Origin of the sequence: Arthrobacter oryzae (assembly GCF_003634095.1) — a bacterium.
Classification (GTDB): Bacteria; Actinomycetota; Actinomycetes; order Actinomycetales; family Micrococcaceae; genus Arthrobacter; species Arthrobacter oryzae.
Genome location: NZ_RBIR01000006.1, coordinates 163,365 through 182,245, shown reverse-complemented (window position 1 = coordinate 182,245; position 18,881 = coordinate 163,365). Strand labels below are relative to the sequence as shown.

The 18,881-nt window shown below is 70.2% G+C and carries 15 protein-coding genes; 6 read left to right on the top strand and 9 right to left on the bottom strand.

The genetic code is table 11. From position 1 onward, the window contains the following. Nucleotides 1-61 precede the first annotated feature (61 nt). Nucleotides 62-3,715, bottom strand: coding sequence for a chromosome segregation protein SMC (gene smc / locus C8D78_RS14405; protein ID WP_208641964.1), 3,654 nt, complete (start codon nucleotides 3,713-3,715; stop codon nucleotides 62-64). 273 nt (nucleotides 3,716-3,988) lie between these two features. On the opposite strand from smc, the gene C8D78_RS14400 reads away from it, so the two are divergent. From C8D78_RS14400 to C8D78_RS14390, 3 genes are read left to right on the top strand one after another with little or no spacing between them, the layout of a single operon-like run. Then, the gene (locus tag C8D78_RS14400; protein WP_120954554.1) at nucleotides 3,989-5,011 is read left to right on the top strand and encodes a 3-oxoacyl-ACP synthase III; all 1,023 of its coding nucleotides are present in this window, start codon (nucleotides 3,989-3,991) and stop codon (nucleotides 5,009-5,011) included. Further along, nucleotides 5,005-7,692 (top strand): alpha/beta fold hydrolase, encoded by a 2,688-nt coding sequence (locus C8D78_RS14395; RefSeq protein WP_120954553.1) that lies wholly within the window; start codon nucleotides 5,005-5,007, stop codon nucleotides 7,690-7,692. Before C8D78_RS14400 ends, C8D78_RS14395 begins: the two co-directional genes overlap by 7 nt. Then, nucleotides 7,689-8,678 carry an NAD-dependent epimerase/dehydratase family protein gene (locus C8D78_RS14390; RefSeq protein ID WP_120954596.1) on the top strand — a complete coding sequence of 330 codons (990 nt, stop codon included), beginning with the start codon at nucleotides 7,689-7,691 and terminating at the stop codon, nucleotides 8,676-8,678. Before C8D78_RS14395 ends, C8D78_RS14390 begins: the two co-directional genes overlap by 4 nt. A gap of 23 nt (nucleotides 8,679-8,701) precedes the next feature. On the opposite strand, the gene mutM is transcribed toward C8D78_RS14390, so the two are convergent. The 5 genes from mutM to coaD all read right to left on the bottom strand — a co-directional run bounded on the left by mutM (nucleotide 8,702) and on the right by coaD (nucleotide 11,868). Further along, nucleotides 8,702-9,655 carry a bifunctional DNA-formamidopyrimidine glycosylase/DNA-(apurinic or apyrimidinic site) lyase gene (gene mutM, locus C8D78_RS14385; RefSeq protein WP_120954552.1) on the bottom strand — a complete coding sequence of 318 codons (954 nt, stop codon included), beginning with the start codon at nucleotides 9,653-9,655 and terminating at the stop codon, nucleotides 8,702-8,704. A gap of 9 nt (nucleotides 9,656-9,664) precedes the next feature. Further along, the gene (gene rnc / locus C8D78_RS14380) at nucleotides 9,665-10,405 is read right to left on the bottom strand and encodes a ribonuclease III (protein WP_120954551.1); all 741 of its coding nucleotides are present in this window, start codon (nucleotides 10,403-10,405) and stop codon (nucleotides 9,665-9,667) included. A 21-nt stretch (nucleotides 10,406-10,426) separates the two neighbouring features. Next, the gene (rpmF, locus tag C8D78_RS14375; protein WP_120954550.1) at nucleotides 10,427-10,630 is read right to left on the bottom strand and encodes a 50S ribosomal protein L32; all 204 of its coding nucleotides are present in this window, start codon (nucleotides 10,628-10,630) and stop codon (nucleotides 10,427-10,429) included. A gap of 36 nt (nucleotides 10,631-10,666) precedes the next feature. Next, nucleotides 10,667-11,191: a YceD family protein gene (locus tag C8D78_RS14370; RefSeq protein ID WP_120954549.1), complete on the bottom strand. Its 525-nt coding sequence runs from the start codon at nucleotides 11,189-11,191 to the stop codon at nucleotides 10,667-10,669. 176 nt (nucleotides 11,192-11,367) lie between these two features. Beyond that, entirely contained in the window at nucleotides 11,368-11,868 is a 501-nt protein-coding gene (gene coaD, locus C8D78_RS14365; RefSeq protein ID WP_120954548.1) for a pantetheine-phosphate adenylyltransferase, read from the bottom strand. A gap of 183 nt (nucleotides 11,869-12,051) precedes the next feature. Here coaD and C8D78_RS14360 point away from each other — a divergent pair, with 183 nt between their 5' ends. The 3 genes from C8D78_RS14360 to C8D78_RS14350 are packed head-to-tail and all read left to right on the top strand — an operon-like array spanning nucleotide 12,052 to nucleotide 14,890. Continuing rightward, a complete protein-coding gene (locus tag C8D78_RS14360) occupies nucleotides 12,052-12,885 on the top strand; it encodes an SDR family NAD(P)-dependent oxidoreductase (RefSeq protein ID WP_244208418.1) in 834 nt (277 codons plus the stop codon). Next, nucleotides 12,882-14,102: an aminotransferase class I/II-fold pyridoxal phosphate-dependent enzyme gene (locus C8D78_RS14355; RefSeq protein WP_120954547.1), complete on the top strand. Its 1,221-nt coding sequence runs from the start codon at nucleotides 12,882-12,884 to the stop codon at nucleotides 14,100-14,102. The genes C8D78_RS14360 and C8D78_RS14355 overlap by 4 nt, the downstream gene beginning before the upstream one ends. 2 nt (nucleotides 14,103-14,104) lie before the next feature. Next, nucleotides 14,105-14,890 carry a spermidine synthase gene (locus C8D78_RS14350; RefSeq protein WP_208641963.1) on the top strand — a complete coding sequence of 262 codons (786 nt, stop codon included), beginning with the start codon at nucleotides 14,105-14,107 and terminating at the stop codon, nucleotides 14,888-14,890. Here C8D78_RS14350 and rsmD read toward each other — a convergent pair. The 3 genes from rsmD to C8D78_RS14335 are packed head-to-tail and all read right to left on the bottom strand — an operon-like array spanning nucleotide 14,887 to nucleotide 18,871. Further along, nucleotides 14,887-15,525, bottom strand: a complete 639-nt coding sequence (gene rsmD / locus C8D78_RS14345; protein WP_120954546.1) for a 16S rRNA (guanine(966)-N(2))-methyltransferase RsmD — start codon at nucleotides 15,523-15,525, stop codon at nucleotides 14,887-14,889. The two genes, C8D78_RS14350 and rsmD, sit on opposite strands and share 4 nt — an antisense overlap. Before the next feature lie 27 nt (nucleotides 15,526-15,552). Then, nucleotides 15,553-17,787 (bottom strand): ATP-dependent DNA helicase RecG, encoded by a 2,235-nt coding sequence (locus C8D78_RS14340; protein ID WP_120954545.1) that lies wholly within the window; start codon nucleotides 17,785-17,787, stop codon nucleotides 15,553-15,555. Beyond that, nucleotides 17,777-18,871 carry a DAK2 domain-containing protein gene (locus C8D78_RS14335; RefSeq protein ID WP_244208417.1) on the bottom strand — a complete coding sequence of 365 codons (1,095 nt, stop codon included), beginning with the start codon at nucleotides 18,869-18,871 and terminating at the stop codon, nucleotides 17,777-17,779. The genes C8D78_RS14340 and C8D78_RS14335 overlap by 11 nt, the downstream gene beginning before the upstream one ends. Nucleotides 18,872-18,881: the final 10 nt, after the last annotated feature.

The following is an 18,881-nucleotide window of genomic DNA, read 5'->3' as shown; positions in this document are numbered from 1 at the left end:
CTTCTCACAAACCCCAAATGGGCCGTGGCCAGCGTTTTCGTTGCGCCTGTGGGGGCTGACCCTATACGTCAGCACCGAGCCGTTGACTGATGACCGTGGAAACGCCGTCGCCGCGCATTGTGACGCCGTAGAGGGCGTCGGCAACCTCCATGGTGCGCTTCTGGTGGGTGATGACGATCAGCTGGCTGGATTCGCGCAGCTCTTCGAAGATGGTGATGAGCCGGCCCAGGTTGGTGTCATCGAGGGCCGCCTCCACCTCGTCCATGACGTAGAACGGCGAGGGCCTGGCCTTGAAGATGGCCACCAGCAGCGCTACCGCCGTCAGGGAACGCTCGCCGCCGGAGAGCAGCGAGAGCCGCTTGATCTTCTTGCCGGCCGGCCGGGCTTCCACTTCGATGCCGGTGGTGAGCATGTCCGAGGGGTCGGTCAGGACCAGCCGGCCCTCGCCGCCCGGGAACAGCCGGGCGAAGACGCGGACAAACTGCCGGGACGTGTCCTCGAAGGCTTCGGCAAAAACCTTCTGGACGCGCTCGTCGACTTCCTTGATGATGTCCAGCAGGTCCTTGCGGCTGGATTTGAGGTCTTCAAGCTGGGTGCTGAGGAACTGGTGGCGCTCCTCGAGCGCGGCGAACTCCTCGAGCGCCAGCGGGTTGACCTTGCCTAGGGCCGAGAGGTCGCGTTCGGCGCGTTTGAGCCGCTTTTCCTGTTCCTCCCGGACGAAGGGCGTGCCTTCGGCAATCTCGCGCCCCTCCTCGTCCACCGGGGCGCGCAGGGCGGCCCATTTGTCTGCGGCGCCGCCGGCGGGCACGGGAACCGGCCGGTCCGGCCCGTAGTCGGCCACGAGCTGCTCGGCGGTCAGCCCGAGCTCGTCCACGCTCTTGAGTTCCAGCGCCTCGATCCGCAGCCGCTGCTGCGTGCGGGCGAGCTCGTCGCGGTGGACGGAGTCAGTGAGTTCGGCCAGTTCCCGGGCCAGGGCGTCGTTACCGCTCCGGACGGCGGCCAGGTCGCGCTCCATTTCCTCCCGGCGTTCCTCGGCGCCGTCCCGTTCCCTGCGGGCCAGCTCCACGGACACGTCGATGAAACCGATCACTTGCTGCGCGGCGTCGGCGACAGCGGCCGCGCGCCCGGCCTGAACCCGCCGGCGGCGGGCCCGTTCCGCGGCTTCCTCCCGTGCACGGCGCTCGGTGGCCGCGGCCCGTTCCAGCGACGCGGCCCGGTTGCGGGTGGCCGTGAGCTGTTCCTCGGCGCTGCGCAGCGCCAGCCGGGCCTCCATCTCGGCCGTGCGGGCCAGCGAGGCGGCCAGGGCCAGCGCGTCGCGGTGCTCCGGGGAGGGTTCCTGCTCCGCGGGGGCCTCCTGGGCCGCGGCGAGCCGTGCGGTCACCGTTTCCAAGGCAAGTTGTTCGCTGACGATGTTGGCCTCCGCGCTGGCCAGGGACGCGGCCAGGCGTTCGCTTTCCCCGACGGCACTGCGCAGGACCGAGTTGAGGTGGCCCAGGCGTTCGGCGACGGCGGCGAGTTTCGCGTCGGAGTCGTGGAGCTTCGCGAGGGCCGCGTCCGCACGGTCCCGGGCCTCGGCACGCCGCGTCCGGGCGGTGGCGAGGGAGAAGCGGTTGCGTTCGAGCCCCGCCGTGACGGAGGCAAGCTTCGCGGCGGCGTCGTCGACGGCCGCCTGGACTTCCAGCAGCGACGGCGCGGTCGCGGAGCCGCCGGTGACGGTCAACGCCGTGAAGACGTCCCCTGCCCGGGTCACGGCGGTGAGTTCGGGGTGCGCGGCGGTCAGCTGTGCGGCGGCGTCCAGGCCATCGACGACGGCGATGCCCGCCAGCAGGGCGGCCAACGGCAGGCCGGCCGCGTCCGGCCCCGCGGAAACCAGTTCCGCGGCCCAGCGCGCGCCCGCCGGCAACGTGGTGCCGCCGCCCGCGGCGGGGACCGGCCGCAACGCGGACCCGCCCGGAGCATCGGACCCGCCTGGAGCGTCGGCCACGCCAGCGGAGGCCAGCAGCAGCGCGGCGCGGCCGGCGTCGTCCTCGCGGAGCAGTTTCACGGCGGCGGCGGCGGTCTCCCGGTCCCGGACCACCACGGCGTCAGAGGCGGCACCCAGTGCGGCAGCGATGGCGGGTTCGAATCCGGCCTCCACCGTGATCATGGACGCCAGGGATCCCAAGACGCCGGCGGCGAGGATCCCGGAATTTCCGGCCCCGAGCACGTGCTCGGAGCCGTCCTTGCGGTTCAGCCCGAGCTGCAGGGCTTCGCGGCGGGCCTTGAGGGCTCCGCGTTCCCGCTCGCCCTCCCGCTCTGCCGCTTCCAGTTCATCGATCTCGGCGAGGACGGCGTCCAGGGCCTCACTGGCGGCCTCGTACTCGGCGTCGAGCGATTCCTCGCCGTCTTCAACCCCTGCGACCTGCGTTTCGAGGGCCGTGAACTCACTGTGCGCCTGCCGGCGGCGCTCCTCCCCCGCTTTGAGCGATTCGCGCAGGCGGCCGAGCTCGGCCTGGGCAGACTCGACCCGGGACCGTGCCGCGCCCACCTGCCCCGCAAGTTTCGCCAGGCCTTCGCGCCGGTCCGCGGCAGCACGGAGCAGGGCCGCGAGCCGCTTGTCCTCGGCGGCGGCGGCACGTTCGGCGTCCTGTTTCGCGGCCGTCGCCGTGTCCAGCGCCGCCGTGCGTTCCAGGATCTGGCCTTCCAGCCCGGCTTGCTCGTCGCGGACGCGGGCGGCCTGCTGTTCCAGCTGGTCCGGGTCCCGGCCGGTGTCCGCAACCACGTCCGCGGCGCCGAGCAGGCGGCGGCGTTCCTCGGCGAGGGAACCGAGGGAACGGAGCCGTTCGCGCCCGGTGGAGAGGGAGTACCAGTTTTCCCGGGCGGCGTTCAGCGTAGGCGTGGCCTCGGCGGCGAGCTGTTCGAGGGCCGCCTGGCGCTGGCGGCCGGCGTCGAGGTCACGTTCGACGACGGCGCGGCGCGTCTTGAGCGCCGTTTCATCCGCGACTTCCTGCGCCAAGGCGGACTGCAGTTGCACGAGGTCGTCGGCCAGGAGGCGTGAGCGCGCGTCGCGGACCTCGAACTGGACGCTCTGGGCGCGCCGGGCAACTTCCGCCTGTTTTCCCAGCGGGGTCAGCTGCCGCCGGATTTCGCCGGTGAGGTCACTGAGCCGGGACAGGTTGGCCTGCATGGCTTCGAGCTTGCGGACGGTCTTTTCCTTGCGGCGGCGGTGCTTGAGGATGCCGGCGGCCTCTTCGATGAAACCGCGCCGGTCCTCCGGGGTGGCGTGCAGGACCTTATCCAGCTGGCCCTGGCCGACAATCACGTGCATCTCGCGGCCCAGGCCCGAGTCGGAGAGCAGTTCCTGGATATCCAGCAGCCGGCAGCCCGCTCCGTTGATGGCGTACTCCGAGCCGCCGGTCCGGAACAGGGTGCGCGAGATGGTGACCTCGCTGTATTCGATCGGCAGGGCGCCGTCGCTGTTGTCGATGGTCAGCGAGACGTGGGCCCGGCCGAGGGGCGGCCGGCCCGAGGTGCCCGCGAAGATCACGTCCTCCATCTTGCCGCCGCGGAGTGTCTTGGCCCCCTGCTCGCCCATGACCCACGCCAGGGCATCCACCACGTTCGACTTACCGGAACCGTTGGGGCCCACCACGGCGGTAACGCCGGGTTCGAATTCGAAGGTCGTCGCGGAGGCGAACGACTTGAATCCCCGGACGGTCAGGCTCTTCAGATGCAAGGTACTTCGGATCTCTCGCTCGGCGGGCTGGGCATGGTGGTGGGCGAATAGCATGGTTTTGGACGGACGCGGATGTTCGGGGACGCCCCGGGTACATACAATCTACTGCGGAGCCGCGGGAATTTTGCGCAGAACCCGTGCGAAGCCGCCGCAGATGCGGCAGCCGGCATGTGCAGGAACAGACCCGCACCGGGCATAGTTAAGCTCTTGGGCTTGTGCTTTAAGGTGCAGTCAACGGCCGGAGCGCAGGACAGACACGAACAGGGGCTTGATTTGGTAGGGAATGCAACATTCCGGCACGAGAACACCGCTTTGCTTTCGGTGAGCAGCGTCGAGGCTCCGACGATCGTCAGTTCCACGGATTTCGACCGCCTGCTGGCTTCAACCCTGCGGCGGCTGAAGTTCCCGCCGAGGCTGCTCGAACGGGTCGCGGGCATCACGCACCGGCGCTGGTGGGCCCCCGGGACATCATTCGACGACGCAGCAATCGAGGCGGGTGCGAAGGCCCTGGCCGAGTCCGGCATTAACGCGGCCGACATTGGCCTGCTGATCAACACCTCGGTCACGCGGCGCAACCTTGAACCGTCTGTCGCGGTGAAGATCCACCACGGACTGAACCTGCCGTCGTCAGCGATGAACTTCGATCTGGCCAACGCCTGCCTCGGATTCGTCAACGGGATGACCCTGGCGGCAAACATGATCGACTCCGGCCAGATCAAGTACGCGCTGATCGTCAACGGCGAGGACGCCCAGGCAACGCAGGAGGCCACCCTCGCGCGGCTGCAGCGGCCCGAGACGACCCGCGAGGACTTCAACCGCGAGTTCGCAACACTCACGCTGGGTTCCGGAGCCGCCGCAGCGGTCCTGGGCCCCGCGGACCAACACCCCGGGGCGCACCGGATCGTCGGCGGCGTGATGCGTGCCGGCACCGAACACCATGAACTGTGCGTGGGCGGCATCGACGGGATGGCCACCGATACCAAGGGCCTGCTCGACGGCGGCCTGCAGCTCGTCGTCGACGCCTGGCAGGAGGCGCAGCCGGAGTGGGACTGGACCTCGATGGAGCGCTATGTGACGCACCAGGTGAGCAAGGCCTACACCCAGGCGATCATCGACGCAATCGACCTGGACCCGGACAAGGTGCCGATCACGTTCCCGCACTGGGGCAACGTGGGCCCGGCATCCCTGCCAATGACCCTCGCGGCCGAGGCCGAGACCCTCGAGGCCGGGGACCGCGTGCTGTGCATGGGCGTCGGTTCCGGTTTGAACACCGCCATGGTGGAAATCGTTTGGTAACCGCCGCCTGGACCGGCGTCGACCCCGAGTGGTCGCGCGAAATCGATGTGCCGTCCACCTCCGGCGCCGATGCGCCCGGTACCGTGCGCCGCTGGCACCTGCTCGACAACGGCGCCCAGCTGGCCCGCCGCGGCCTCACTCCTGCCGGAACCCTGCTGTGCGTGCACGGCAACCCGACCTGGTCTTACCTGTGGCGGACCTTGTTGGCGGCCGGTTCCGATCCCGCCCATCCGTGGCGGGTTGTGGCCGTGGACCAGCTGGATATGGGCTTCTCCGAGCGCACCGGCACGTTCCGGCGCCTGGCGGACCGGATCAACGACCTGGGCGACCTCACCGCCGCGCTCGGCCTGGACGGGCCTGTGGTCACAGTCGGCCACGACTGGGGTGGCGTGATCAGCCTCGGCTGGGCCCTGGCACATCCGCGGCAGCTCGCCGGGGTGGGGCTGACCAACACCGCCGTCCACCAGCCCGCCGGTACGAACATCCCGCCTGCACTGCGGCTTGCCCTGCACCCCGCCGTGCACCGCTGGGGAACCACGACGTCGGACACCTTCCTTCGGGTGACGCATTCCCTGGCCCACCCGCCGCTGGCCGCGGATGTCCGCAGCGCCTTCATGGCCCCCTACCGGGGCACCGGCCGGCGCGCCGGCGTGGGGAACTTTGTCGCCGACATTCCCGCCGACCCGTCCCATCCCAGCTTCCCGGCGCTCAGCCGCGTCGCCGAAGGGCTGCGCGGACTGAAGGTTCCGGCCCTGATGCTTTGGGGCCCGCGGGACCCGATCTTTTCCGACCGGTACCTCAAGGACCTCATCGGCCGGCTGCCGGACGCGAAGGTGCACCGCTTCGAGGGTGCTGGCCATCTGGTTGCCGAAGACCGGAACATTGCCGCCCCCGTCTTCGAATGGCTCGCCGGGCACCGCCGGGACAAGGACAACGGTCCCGTGGACGGTCCGGCGCCGGAACCCCCGACGCCGGACCCCGGCACCGGGCTACCGCCCCTTTGGGCCCCGCTCACCGAGCTGGCGGCGGGACCTGCCGGCGGGGACACCGCCGTCGCGGAGATGGCCCCGGACGGCAGCGTCGCCCGCTCGCTCAGCTGGCAGGAGCTGGAACGGAGTATCGCCGCCCTCGCGGCAGGCCTGAAGGAAGCCGGTGTCGGGCCCGGCAGCCGGGTGAGCCTGATGGTCCCGCCGGGCGTGGACCTGACCGTGGTCCTTTACGCCTGCCTGCGGCTTGGCGCCGTGGTGGTGGTGGCCGACGCCGGCCTCGGCACCCGCGGGCTGAGCCGCGCCGTGAAGGGCGCGACCCCGGATTTCCTGATCGGCATCGACAGGGCGCTGGCGGCCGCCGCGGCACTCGGCTGGTCCGGAAGGCGCATCAGTGTGCGGGACCTGCCGGCCGGCCGCCGCCGCGTCCTCGCCGTGGAGACCTCCCTCGCCGCCCTCGCACGCCGCGGAGCCGGGCTCAGCCCGGAGCCGGCGTCGCGGGTGCCGGACGCTGACCCTGACGCGGACGCCCCCGCGGCCGTACTCTTCACCTCCGGCTCCACCGGTCCGGCCAAGGGCGTGCTGTACACGCACCGGCAGCTGGCCGCGATGCGGGATACCGTGGCCGCGACGCTGGGGATCCGCCCGGGCGCGCGCCTGGTGGCAGGCTTCGCTCCGTTCGCCCTGCTGGGACCGGCGCTTGGAGCCGTCTCGGTGACGCCCGCCATGGACGTCACCGTGCCCCGCACCCTGACGGCCCGCGCGCTGGGGGACGCCGCCGCGGCGATCGACGCCACGGTGATCTTCGCCTCGCCCGCTGCACTGCGCAATGTCTTGGTGACCCGGGGCGGCCTGAGCGGGGCCGGGCTAGAGGCTCTGGGGCGCGTGGAGCTGCTGCTTTCGGCCGGCGCGCCCGTCCCCGAATCCCTCCTCGCAGAGGTGCAGCGAATGGTGCCCCTGGCGTCACTGCACACCCCCTACGGGATGACCGAGGCCCTGCCGGTCACCGACATCAGTCTCGAACAGATCCGCTCCGCCGCGGCCGATGCCGCCGCCGGAACCGTGGCTGGGGCCGGCAACGGCGTGTGCGTGGGCCTGCCGGTCCACGGCGCCCGCGTGGCCGTCATCCCGCTCGCCTCGGATGGCTCCGCCCCCGGGGACCAGCCCGTCACGGCGGCCGGAGTCACCGGCGAGATCCTCGTCAGCGCCCCGCATGTGAAGGAAGCCTATGACAGGCTCTGGCTCACCCAGCGAGAGAGTGTCCGCACGGCCGGATGGCACCGCACCGGCGACGTCGGGCACTTCGACGCCGCCGGGCGGCTCTGGGTGGAAGGTCGCCTCGCGCACGTCGTGACCGCACCGGGTGCTGTGGTGACGCCCGTCGGCGCCGAGCAGGCCATCGAGCGCCTGGACGGCGTCGGGCTGGCCGCCGTCATCGGGGTCGGCCCCGCCGGGACCCAGGCCGTCGCCGCCGTCGTCGAAACCGTTCCGCCTGCGCGCCGGGCAGGCCCGGCCGCACCGCAGCTCGCCGGGCGCGTGCGCGCTGCAGCCCGCGAGGCCGGCGTCAGCGTGTCCGCCGTGCTCGTGGTCCCCTCCCAGCCGACCGATATCCGCCACAACGCCAAGATCGACAGGACCCGCCTGTCCCGGTGGGCGTCCGCGGTGCTGGCCGGCGGCCGTCCGGGCACGCCATGAGGGTCCTCGTCACCGGCGCGAGCGGCCTGCTCGGCCGCGAAGTGGCAGGGCTGCTGGTCCGTCAGGGCCACGCCGTCACCACCTTCCAGCGGCGTCCCTCGGGCGTCGACGGCGCCGCGGACCTCTGCGGGTCCGTCACTGACCCCGAGGCCGTCCGCCGCGCGGTGGCCGGCGCCCACGCCGTCATCCACCTGGCGGCAAAGGTCTCCTTCACGGGCCGCGCCGCCGATTTCGACGACGTGAATGTTGAAGGCACCCGCCGTCTGCTCCATGCGGCCCGCGACGCCGGCGTGCGGGACCTGGTGTTCGTCTCGTCCCCGTCCGTGGCCAACTCCGGGGCTGCCATCGCAGGGCTGGGCGCCGAGCCGGCGGACCCGGCCCGCGCGCACGGCGACTACTCCCGCACCAAGGCCGCGGCCGAGCTCCTGGCGCTGGCCGCGGACTCGCCGGAATTCCGGGTCGCGGCGGTCCGCCCGCACATCGTCTGGGGGCCGGGCGACACGCAACTGGTGGAACGGGTGCTGGAACGTGCAGGCCGCGGCCGGCTGCCGCTGCTCGACGCCGGTGCGGCCCTGATCGACACCACCTATGTGGACAACGCCGCCTCGGCCATCGTCGCCGCGCTGCACCGCATGGAGCACATCCACGGCCGGGCGCTGGTGGTCAGCAACGGCGAGCCCCGTCCGGTCGGCGAGCTACTGGCGGGTATCTGTGCCGCGGGCGGGGTCCCCGCGCCGTCGTGGAGCGTGCCGGGGAGGCTCGCGCGGACCGCCGGATCGGTCGTGGAGAAGGTCTGGGGCCGTTCCGGGCGGGCCGACGAGCCGCCGATGACCAGGTTCCTCGCCGAACAGCTCTCCACGGCCCACTGGTTCGACCAGCGCGAGACCCGCGAGCTCCTGGACTGGACCCCCGCCGTGTCCCTGGACGACGGCCTGGCGAGGCTGGCGGAGCACTACGGCCCGCGGGGGAAAGAAACCACGCCCTAGGGAGTCCGGGGAGCCCGGCTCTCCTACCAGCGGCCGTTGCGCGGCTTGGGCTGGCAGACGGGGCAGGTATAGGAGGAACGGTTCATGAACTGTTCGCGCTTCATGAGGCTGACCCGGCCGGCGGCGGCGCAGCGCTTGCATTCCAGGCCTTCGCGGCCGTAGGCGTTCAGGGAGCGGTCGAAGTACCCGGAGGCGCCGTTGACGTTGACGTAGAGCGAATCGAAGCTCGTGCCGCCGGCGGCCAGGGCGTCCAGCATGACCTCGCGGGCTGCGTCGAGCACCCGGAGCGCGTCGGCCCGGCGCAGGGTGTCGGTGGGCCGGGCGTAGTGCAGCCGGGCTTTCCAGAGGGCCTCATCCGCGTAGATGTTCCCGATCCCGGAGACCAGGCCCTGGTCCAGCAGCGCCCGTTTGAGCCCGGTTTTGCGGGCCCGCAGGCGCCGGTAGAAATCGTCGAAGGAAAAACAGGGATCGAGCGGGTCCCGGGCAATATGGGCGGCTTCCTCGGCGATGAGCGGCAGCGGCGTTTCGGCGAGGCCGCCCGGGCCGCCGTCGTCGGTGGGGATCAGCGAGGTGAGGAACAACCCGCCGAAGATGCGCTGGTCCACGAAGCGGAGCTGTTCGGGCATGCCGGCGGCAGGGCTGAGCCGCAGCCTGACTTTCAGGTGTTTTTCGTCCGGGACGCCGGGATCCTGCATGAGCAGCTGCCCGGACATGCCCAGGTGGGCCATGAGCGCGACGCCGGGTGCGGCGTCTGCGGAAACGGCGGGCGTGTCCGCCAGGGGCATCCACAGGAATTTGCCGCGGCGGACCACGTCCAGCACCCGGGCCCCTTCAAGGTTTCCGGCGAAGTCCTCCGGGCCCAGCGCATGCCGGCGCAGGGAGCGCGGATCCAGCACGTCGACGGAGGTGATGGTCCGGCCGCGCACCCAGCTCACCAGGCCGCGCCGGACCACCTCGACCTCGGGCAGTTCAGGCAACGCCGCTGCCTAGCTGCCCGTCTGGGTCTGCAGCTGCTGCGGCTCGGCTGCCGATGCCGCGGGCGGTGCCGACGGGGCGGTCAGCCGGCGCCAGGCGTCGGCGGCGGCTTCCTGTTCGGCTTCCTTCTTGGAATTGCCGCTGCCGGTGCCGTAGTCCGTGCCACCGATCCGCAGCACAGCCTCGAACGTCCGGGCGTGGTCCGGCCCCGAGCCCTCGACCGCGTAGTTGATGGTTCCGAGCTGCCGGCTGGCCGCCAGCTCCTGGATGGAAGTCTTCCAGTCAGTTCCCGCGCCCAGGGCTGCGGCATCCTTCAACAGCGGCCCGACCAGGCGCATGACCAGTTGCCGGGCCGTTTCGATGTCGTTGGAGAGGTAGGTGGCGCCGATCAGCGCCTCCATGGTGTCCGCGAGGATGGACGCCTTGTTCTTGCCCTGGGTGAGCTTTTCGCCCTGTCCGAGGTAGATGTACTCGCCCAGCCCGATGCTGCGGCCGATGCCGGCCAGCGCCCGGGTGCTGACGACGGCGGACCGGCGCTTGGCCAGGTCACCTTCGGGCAGCGTGGGGTTGTCCCGGTACAACGCGTCAGTAACGGAGAAGCCCAGGATGGAGTCACCCAGGAACTCGAGCCGTTCGTTGGTGGGAATGCCGCCGTTTTCGTAGGCGTAGGACCGGTGCGTGAGCGCAAGACGAAGCGTCCCGGCGTCAATAGTGACACCGAGACGCTTCAGAAGCTCTTCAGTTGAAGACATCTTTTTCAGCCTAGTGGCGGATTAGACGTCTGCGACCTTGCGGCCCTTGTATTCAAGGAACAGCGCAGTGCCAGCCGAGTCGGTAACGACCTTTGCCTGGTGCGGCAGGCTGTACGTGACCTGACCGTTCTCGACAGTCTTCACCAGGGCGGGGGCAGTTGCCTTCCACTGGGAGCGGCGGGCGCGGGTATTCGAGCGAGACATTTTCCGCTTCGGGACAGCCACGGCTAACTCATTTCTCTCTAGAAAAACACTTACAAATCAGTTTTGCCGGTCAGGCTTAGCCAAGTCAGCCAGGGCGGCCCAGCGAGGATCTACGACCTCGTGGTGATGCCCCGGCTCGTCTTCCAGGCGCACTCCACATTCGGAGCAAAGGCCCTGGCAGTCTTCCCGGCACACCGGCTGGAACGGCAGTATGGTTACAACTGCGTCCCGCAACACCGGCTCAAGATCGATTAGATCGTGCTCGACTCGACGTTGCTCTTCTTCGTCTTCTTCGTCGGAGAACACAGCGTCCTCGTAGAAGAAAAGTTCTTGCACATCGACCTCTTGGTCATACGCAAGGGGATCCAGGCATCGGCCGCATTCGCCAGTTACTTTGACGAGCGCGGTTCCTGATACCAAAATTCCTTCGTGTACGGCCTCGAGCCGCAGGTCCAGCTCAACATCCGAGCCTTCCTGCACGCCAATGAGTGCCACACCAAGATCACTTGGTGCGGGTACATGTTCCGTCAGCGTCCGCATGCTTCCCGGACTGCGTCCGAGGTCCTTGACGTCGAACGCCAGGGGCGAACTAGCATCTCGTTTAATGAGAACTCCTGTTGAACATATGACCGACGTACCATCTTAGCCTGAACTTCCGGACGGACTCAAACCGGGCGCTGGCCAGCGGCGGAACACCGCCGGACCGGTCCCGGAAGGGGCCGCGCAACCGGCAGCAGGCCGCCGAGTACCGGTCAAGCTTACACTTTGCGGGCGTGGTCCTGCACCGGCTCGCCGGGAACCAGGCGTTTCAGCACGGACCGGGGCACAAAGTCCGAGACCTCCCCGCCCAGGGAGAAGACCTCCTTGATGAGGGTGGAGGACAGGTGCAGGTAGTGGCTTTCCGCCGGGAGGAACACGGTTTCGACGCCGGTGAGCTGCCGGTTCATGGTGGCCATCGGCAGCTCGTAATCGAAGTCCGACGAGGACCGCAGGCCCTTGACGATCGCAGACACTCCCCGCTGCCGGCAGTACTCGGCCAGCAGCCCCTCCCCCACGGGTTCAACCACAATGCCGCTCAATGACGCGAACGTTTCCCGGGCCATGTCGATCCGCTCCTCGAGGCTGAAGCGGTACTTCTTGGCGTAGTTGGTGGACACGGCCACGATCACCTCGTCGAAGAGGCCCGCGGCGCGCGCAATAACTTCCAGGTGGCCATTGTGAATGGGGTCAAAGGAGCCAGGGCATACGGCGCGTCTCATGGTCCGAACCTACCGTATCCGCGCCACGGGCCGGGATAACATGACTGCATGTCAGCCTCGAGCAATCGCTTCGCCCTGCCTTTCAAGTCCCTGCCGTTCACTGCCCTGCGTTTCACCGCGCGGCCTTCCACTGTGCAGCCCTTCACCGTGGCCGGCGGCGTGGTCCTGGTCACCGGCGCGGCCATGGGCATGGGACGGCTGTACGCCCTCCGCGCCGCCAGCGAAGGCGCCGCGGTGGTGATCCTCTGGGACGTCGACGCCGAGGCCCTGGCCAGCACCGCCGCTGAAGTGACCGCCCTCGGCGCCCGCGCCGTCCCCCGGACAGTCAATCTGGCGGACCGCGCGGCGATCGCCGAGGCCGCGCTCGAGGCCCGCGCCGAGGGACCGCTCGCGCTCCTAGTGAACAACGCCGGAATTGTCCGCGGCGCGTACTTCTGGGACCACACCCCGGACCACGACATTGCCCTGACCATGGAGATCAACGCCCTGGCCCCCATGTATGTCACCCTCGAGTTCCTGCCGGCCATGATGGCCGACGCCGGCCGCCCCCGGCGGATCCTCAATGTCGCCTCCGCCGCCGGCACGGTCTCGAATCCGCGGATGAGTGTGTACGCCGCCTCCAAATGGGCGGTGATCGGCTGGAGCGATTCCCTCCGGCTTGAACTTGAGCAGCAAGGCTACGGCCACGTGAAAGTCACCACGTTCTGCCCCAGCTACATCTCCACGGGCATGTTCCAGGGAGCGCGCGGGCCGCTGCTGACCCCGCTCATGACGCCCGGGGATGCCGTGAACCGGGCCTGGCGGGCGACCGCCGCCGGGCAGCCGCTGCTGATCGCCCCGGCCATGGCCCGGCTGGGCAAGGTCCTCAAGGGCGTCCTGCCGGTGCGGGCGTGGGACTTCGTCGGCGGAAAGGTCTTTGGCATCTACTCCACCATGGACAAGTTCACCGGCCGGGGTGCGGGCACGCCGGCTGCCCCTGCCGCCACCGGCAGCTCCGACGCGGCAGGCGCCCGATGACCGGCCCCGCCCAGCCCCGGCCCGGCTTTCCGTGGCAGCGCGCCGCCACCGGCGCCAACCTGCTCTCCCCCGACGGTTCCCTCGGCGTCACGATCTTCGAGGAGATGACCACGCTGGCCCTCAGCACGGGAGCCATCAACCTCGGCCAGGGCTTCCCGGACGAGGACGGCCCCGTGGAGATCAAGGAAGCTGCCCAGGCCGCAATCGCCGCCGGAGCCAACCAGTACGCGCCCGGCAAGGGCATCCTGCCGCTGCGCGAAGCGATCTCGGTCCACCAGCAGCGCTTCTACGGGCTGGCCCCCGATCCCCAGACCGAGATCATCGTCACCACCGGCGCCACCGAGGCCATCGCCGCCTCGCTGCTCGCGCTGGTGGGTCCCGGCGATGAGGTGCTCACGTTCGAGCCGTTCTACGACTCCTACGGCGCCATCATCGGCCTCTCCGGCGCCACCCACGTCACCGCCCCGCTGCTGGCCCCGGACTTCATGCCGGACCTCGCCGCGCTCGAGGCGGCCTTCAGCCCGCGCACCAAGGTGGTGCTGGTCAACAACCCACACAACCCCACCGGCGCGGTCTTCCCCCGCGAGGTGCTTCAGCGCGTCGTCGAACTCGCCGAGCGGCACGACGCCGTCATCATCACCGACGAAGTCTACGAGCACCTGACCTTCGGGGTGCAGCACATCCCCGTGGCCACCCTGCCCGGCGCGGCAGAGCGCACCCTTACCATTTCCTCCGCGGGCAAGACCTTCTCCTTTACCGGGTGGAAGATCGGATGGCTTTCCGGGCCGGAGCACCTCGTGGCCGCCGCCCGGACCGTCAAACAGTTCCTGAGCTATAGCTCCGGCACGCCCTTCCAGGCCGCGATCGCGCTGGGGCTGGGCCTGCCGGACGAGTTCTACACCGGCATCGCCGACACGCTCCGGTACAAGCGGGACATCCTCAGCGAAGGACTCCGCGCGGCCGGCCTCGACGTCCTGACACCGCAGGGCACCTACTTCGTGAACGTGGACACCTCCCCGCTCGGCATCACCGATTCTGTGGAACTGGCCCGCAGGCTTCCGGCCCTGGTGGGCGTCGCCGCCATCCCGGTTCCGGTCTTCTGCCACGCCGACGGCGCCGAACGCACCCGCAGCCTGCTGCGATTCGCCTTCTGCAAGCAGCTGTACGTGCTGGAGGAGGCCGCCGAGCGGCTCGCGACCCTGTGGGACAGGCTGTGACAATGCCGGAGCAGCAGCCGGGCGGCTCGCGTTTCCTGCGGACCACGGGACAGCACGCGGAAATCGAACCGGATCCCTTTACGGACGGCGGCTTCGTGCTGAGCATCGGCGGCGCCGAGCAGTCCCACGTCAATCTGGCCGATCCCTCGGACATCTTCTACGAATACCTGCGCCGTATCGGGCATGTGGTGGACCTCGCCGCCCCGTGGGGCGAGCCCATCAGCGCGCTGCACCTGGGCGCGGGCGCCCTGACCCTGGCCCGCTACATCCAGGCCACCCGGCCCGGATCGGTCCAGTACGCCGTGGAGCTGGAGCGCGAACTGCTGGACTTCGTGCTGGCGCAGCTGCCCCTGCCGGCGGGCACGCAGCTGCACACGGTGATCGGCGATGCCCGCGACGCCCTCGCCGAGCTTCCGGCGGAACTGCGCTTCGACGTCGTGATCCTGGACATCTTCTCCGGGCCGGAGGCGCCGGAGCATATCGCGTGCACCGCGTTCTACCAGGAGGCCGCGGCACGGCTGACGCCCCGCGGGGTGCTGATAGTCAACGTGGGCGACGAACCCGGGCTGACCCTGGTCCGCAGCCAGGTCGCGGCCCTGCGCCAGGCCATGACCGGCGTCGCGGCCTTCGCGGAAGCCGGAATGTTCACGGGCCGGTACCCCGGGAACATCATCCTGACCGGCACGCAGGGCCCGTGGCCCGAGGCCTGGACGGCGGCGCTCACGGCGCGCGGGCCGCACCCGGCCAAGGTCCTCGCCGGGGTGGAGCTGGACGTGCTGTCCGGCTAGTCCCCGGCTCCTGCGTCCACGACGTCGGCGGCTTCCAGGTCCTCCGCGTCCACGCCCCCAGCAGGCTCCACGCCGGGTTCGGCGTACCACAGCCGGGTTTCGCCGTACTTCTTCTCGGCAAACCGTTCCAGGCCCGCGGGCCACGCCGGTTCGGGGCTCCGGGAAGAGCGCTCCACCACCACGACGGCGCCCTCACCCAGGTGCGGCACCAGCTTGGCCAGGACGGCGGCCAGTGCAGGCTCGTCCAAGGGGTAGGGCGGGTCCAGGAACACCAGGTCCCAGCGCACGGCGTCGGCGGTCCGCTCCAGGAACGATTCGACCTTGGAGCGGTGCACGGACACCACTTTGCGGGCCGCCACGGTGTTGACCAGGTCCGCGTTCTTCTGGCACACGGCGCTGGCCTTGGCATCGAACTCCACCAGATCCACGGAGCTGGCGCCGCGGCTGCCGCTCTCCACGCCCAGCGAGCCCGATCCTGCATACAGGTCCAGCACCCGGGCGCCGGCAATGACGTTGAAGGCGTCGAGCCGGGAAAACAGCGCCTCCTTGACGCGGTCCGTCGTGGGCCGGGTCAGGTTTCCGGGCACGCTGGTCAGCGGGCTGCCGCCGGCGGCGCCGGCAATGATCCGGCTCATAGCGGCCGCTGCCCTTGATGTGTGGTCCTAGCCGCGTTCAAGGAACGCCTCCTTCTCGGGGTTCAAGTATTCGTCGATGGCCGCCGCGAGACCCGGCTGGCCCGCCAGGGATGGGTCCGCGGCCACGATCCGCTGAGCATCCTGCCGGGCCTTGGCAATGATGTCCTCGTGTTCGAGCACGCGCAGCAGCTTCAGGGTGGAGCGCCCGCCGGACTGCGATGCGCCCAGGATGTCGCCCTCCCGGCGGAGTTTGAGGTCCTCCTGGGACAGCTCGAAGCCGTCGGTGGTGGCGGCGACGGCGTCGAGCCGGCGGCGGCTCGGATGGCCCGGCTCCAGGGTGGTGACCAGCAGACAGGTCCCCGGCAGGCCGCCACGGCCCACCCGGCCGCGCAGCTGATGGAGCTGGGAGATGCCAAAACGGTCCGCGTCCAGGATCACCATAAGCGTGGCGTTGTGCACGTCCACGCCGACCTCAATCACGGTTGTCGAGACCAGGAGCTTCGTCTGGTTGGCGGTGAAGGAGGCCATGGTCTCCGACTTCAGGACGGGGTCCTGCCGGCCGTGCAGGGGCGCCACGGTGACCCCGGCGAGGGCGGGCTCGTCCCGGAGGTGTTCGACGACGCCGGTGACGGAGGCGAGCTCGCGCGCGCCGTTGTCGCCTTCCAGGTCCGCGGCGGACGGCTCTGCCTCGCCCGGGGTGAAGTCGCCGTCGTCGTCCTCGCCGATCTTGGGGCACACGACGTAGACCTGGTGGCCGGCGTCGATCTCCTCCCGCGAGCGGGACCAGATGCGGCCGGCCCACCCCGGGTGCTCCGCGAGCCCCACCACGTGGGTGGAGATCGGCGCGCGGCCCGCGGGGAGCTCGTCCAGCACGGAGGTTTCCAAGTCCCCGAACACGGTCATGGCCACAGTCCGGGGAATCGGGGTGGCGGTCATGACCAGCAGGTGCGGCGGCTTGCTGGCCTTTGCCCGCAGGGCGTCGCGCTGTTCCACGCCGAAGCGGTGCTGTTCGTCCACCACAATCAGCCCGAGGTCGTAGAAGGAGACGTTCTCGCTGAGCAGGGCGTGGGTGCCGATCACGATTCCCGCCGTCCCGGACGCCGCGTCCAGCATGGCCTGCTTCCGCGCCGCGGTGGGCATGGAGCCGGTGAGGAGGGTGACCTGGACGGCGTCGGGCCCGAATGCGCCCAGCATCCCGTCCCGGGAGAGCGGCCCGAGCGTGCGCCGGATGGATTCGTAGTGCTGGGCCGCCAGGACCTCGGTGGGGGCCAGCAGGGCAGCCTGTCCCCCGGCGTCCACCACCTGCAGCATGGCGCGCAGGGCAACAATGGTCTTGCCGGAGCCCACCTCGCCCTGGAGCAGCCGGTTCATGGGCGAGTCCTGGGCGAGCTCCGCGGCGAGCGTCTTGCCGACGGCGGCCTGGCCGGCGGTCAGCGTGAACGGCAGCTGCCGGTCGAAGGCGGGCAGCAGTCCGTCCGGTGCCGGGCGCCGGGCGGTGGCCTCCTCGGCGGCCAGCTGGGCCCGGCGGCGGGCCAGGGCCGACTGCAGCACGAGCGCTTCCTGGTAGCGGAAACGGTCCCGGGCGCGCTGGAAGTCCGCCGGGGTTTGCGGGGCATGGATCAGCCGGTAGGCGTCGGCAACCGGCAGGAATTTCTCCCGGGCCGCGATCTCCGGCGGCAGCGGATCGTCGAGGGCCTCCAGCTCCACGGTGTTCAGCAGCGTGGAGATGACCTTCTGGATGGACCAGCTGGTCAGTTTCGCCGTGGCCGGATACACCGGGATGGGCATGGCCGCGAGCGTCTCCGGATCGATGCCCGGGGTGTCGGGGTCTTCGTCGAGCAGCAGGAAATCGGGATTGGTCAACCCGAGCGATCCGCCGTAGCGGGTGACCTTGCCGGAAAACATGGCGCGCCGGCCCGGCTGCAGTTCGGCCTTGGCCCGGAACCCGTTGAAGAAGCTGACCTTGAGCGTGCCCGGCAGCGCGCCGCCGGTCCCGGCGTCGTCAGAGATCACGACGTCGGTGAGCGAACCCTTCCGGGCGCGCATGGGCCGGGTGCTGTTGGAGATGACCCGGGCGATCAGGGTCACGTCCTCATCCAGCGGGACCTCGCTGATGGGCGTGAGCTCGCCGCGGCTGAGGTAGCGGCGGGGGAAATAGTTCAGCAGGCCGCCGACAGTATCGATGCCAAGGTGCTTTTCGATGACGGCCGCGGAGCGTTTGCCGATGCGGCGCTCCAGGCCCAGTTCAAGTTCAGCGTGCATATCCGTCGGGGTTTCGGGTTTCAGTGGCCATTGCCGGGGCGGCGGTGGCCGCTTTTGGGTCCGGGTCGCGCGGCAGGGCGAGCTCGCTCACGGAGATATCCGTGGGCTCGCCCAGGGAACGGATCAGCGCGACGGCGGGTTCGGCGTCCAGGACGTGGACGTGGACGCGCCAGCGGTAGTGTCCGGCGGCATCGGCGGCACCGCCCACCTGGCTCATGATCACCGAGTCCCCCATTTCGTCGAGCCGCTGCCGCATCATGGCGGCGTCCAGCGGTGACAGGGAGATGGTGCACATGACCTCGACGCCGTCGTCGCGGGGCATGCCCATGTGGATGTGCGGGTCCTGGACGTCGTAGCCGTGCAGGCCGTCCAGCAGTTCGCTCTGGAGCTCCTCGCCCAGCACGGCGGAACGGAGGCAGTCCAGGATCAGGAGCATGCCCACCCCGCCGGCGTCCACCACGTGGGCGGCATGCAGGGCGTCGAGCTGGTCCTCGGTGCGCACCACGGCCGCCAGGGCAGCCTCGACGGCGGCGTCCAGGGCCAGGCCCAGGGTGTGGTTGCTGTCATCGCCGTCGTGCTCGGAGTCCACAGCAGCTGCCGCGCGCGCGGCAGCCTCCATGACGGAGAGCATGGTGCCCGGCACCGGATCGCTGAGGGCGGACCAGGCCCGGATCTGGGCCCGGTTCAGGGCCGCCGCCAGCAGGGGCGAGCTGATCCTGGTGTGTCCGGCCAAGGGTTCCGCGGCGGCGCAGAGGAACACGGCGAACAGTGTTCCGGAGTTGCCGCGGGCCTGTTCCATGGCCGCCTGGCCGGCCTGCGCCAGGACGGCGCCGACGTCGTGCAGGGCGGGGTCCGGTGCGGCGACGACGTGTGCGGGGTGCTGTGGCGTGTGCGGGGCCGGGTCCGCGGCGGTGTGCGCCCCGGCTCCGGGGTCCGTGCCGTGGGCGGCGTGGGCTGCGGCCCGGACGGTCAGGTAGAGGTTGGTGCCGGTGTCGCCGTCGGCCACGGGAAAGATATTGATGGCGTTCAGGCGGTCGCTGTGGTTTCCGAGCGTGGTTTCCGCCTTGACCAGCCACCGCTTCATCGCTTGCGCG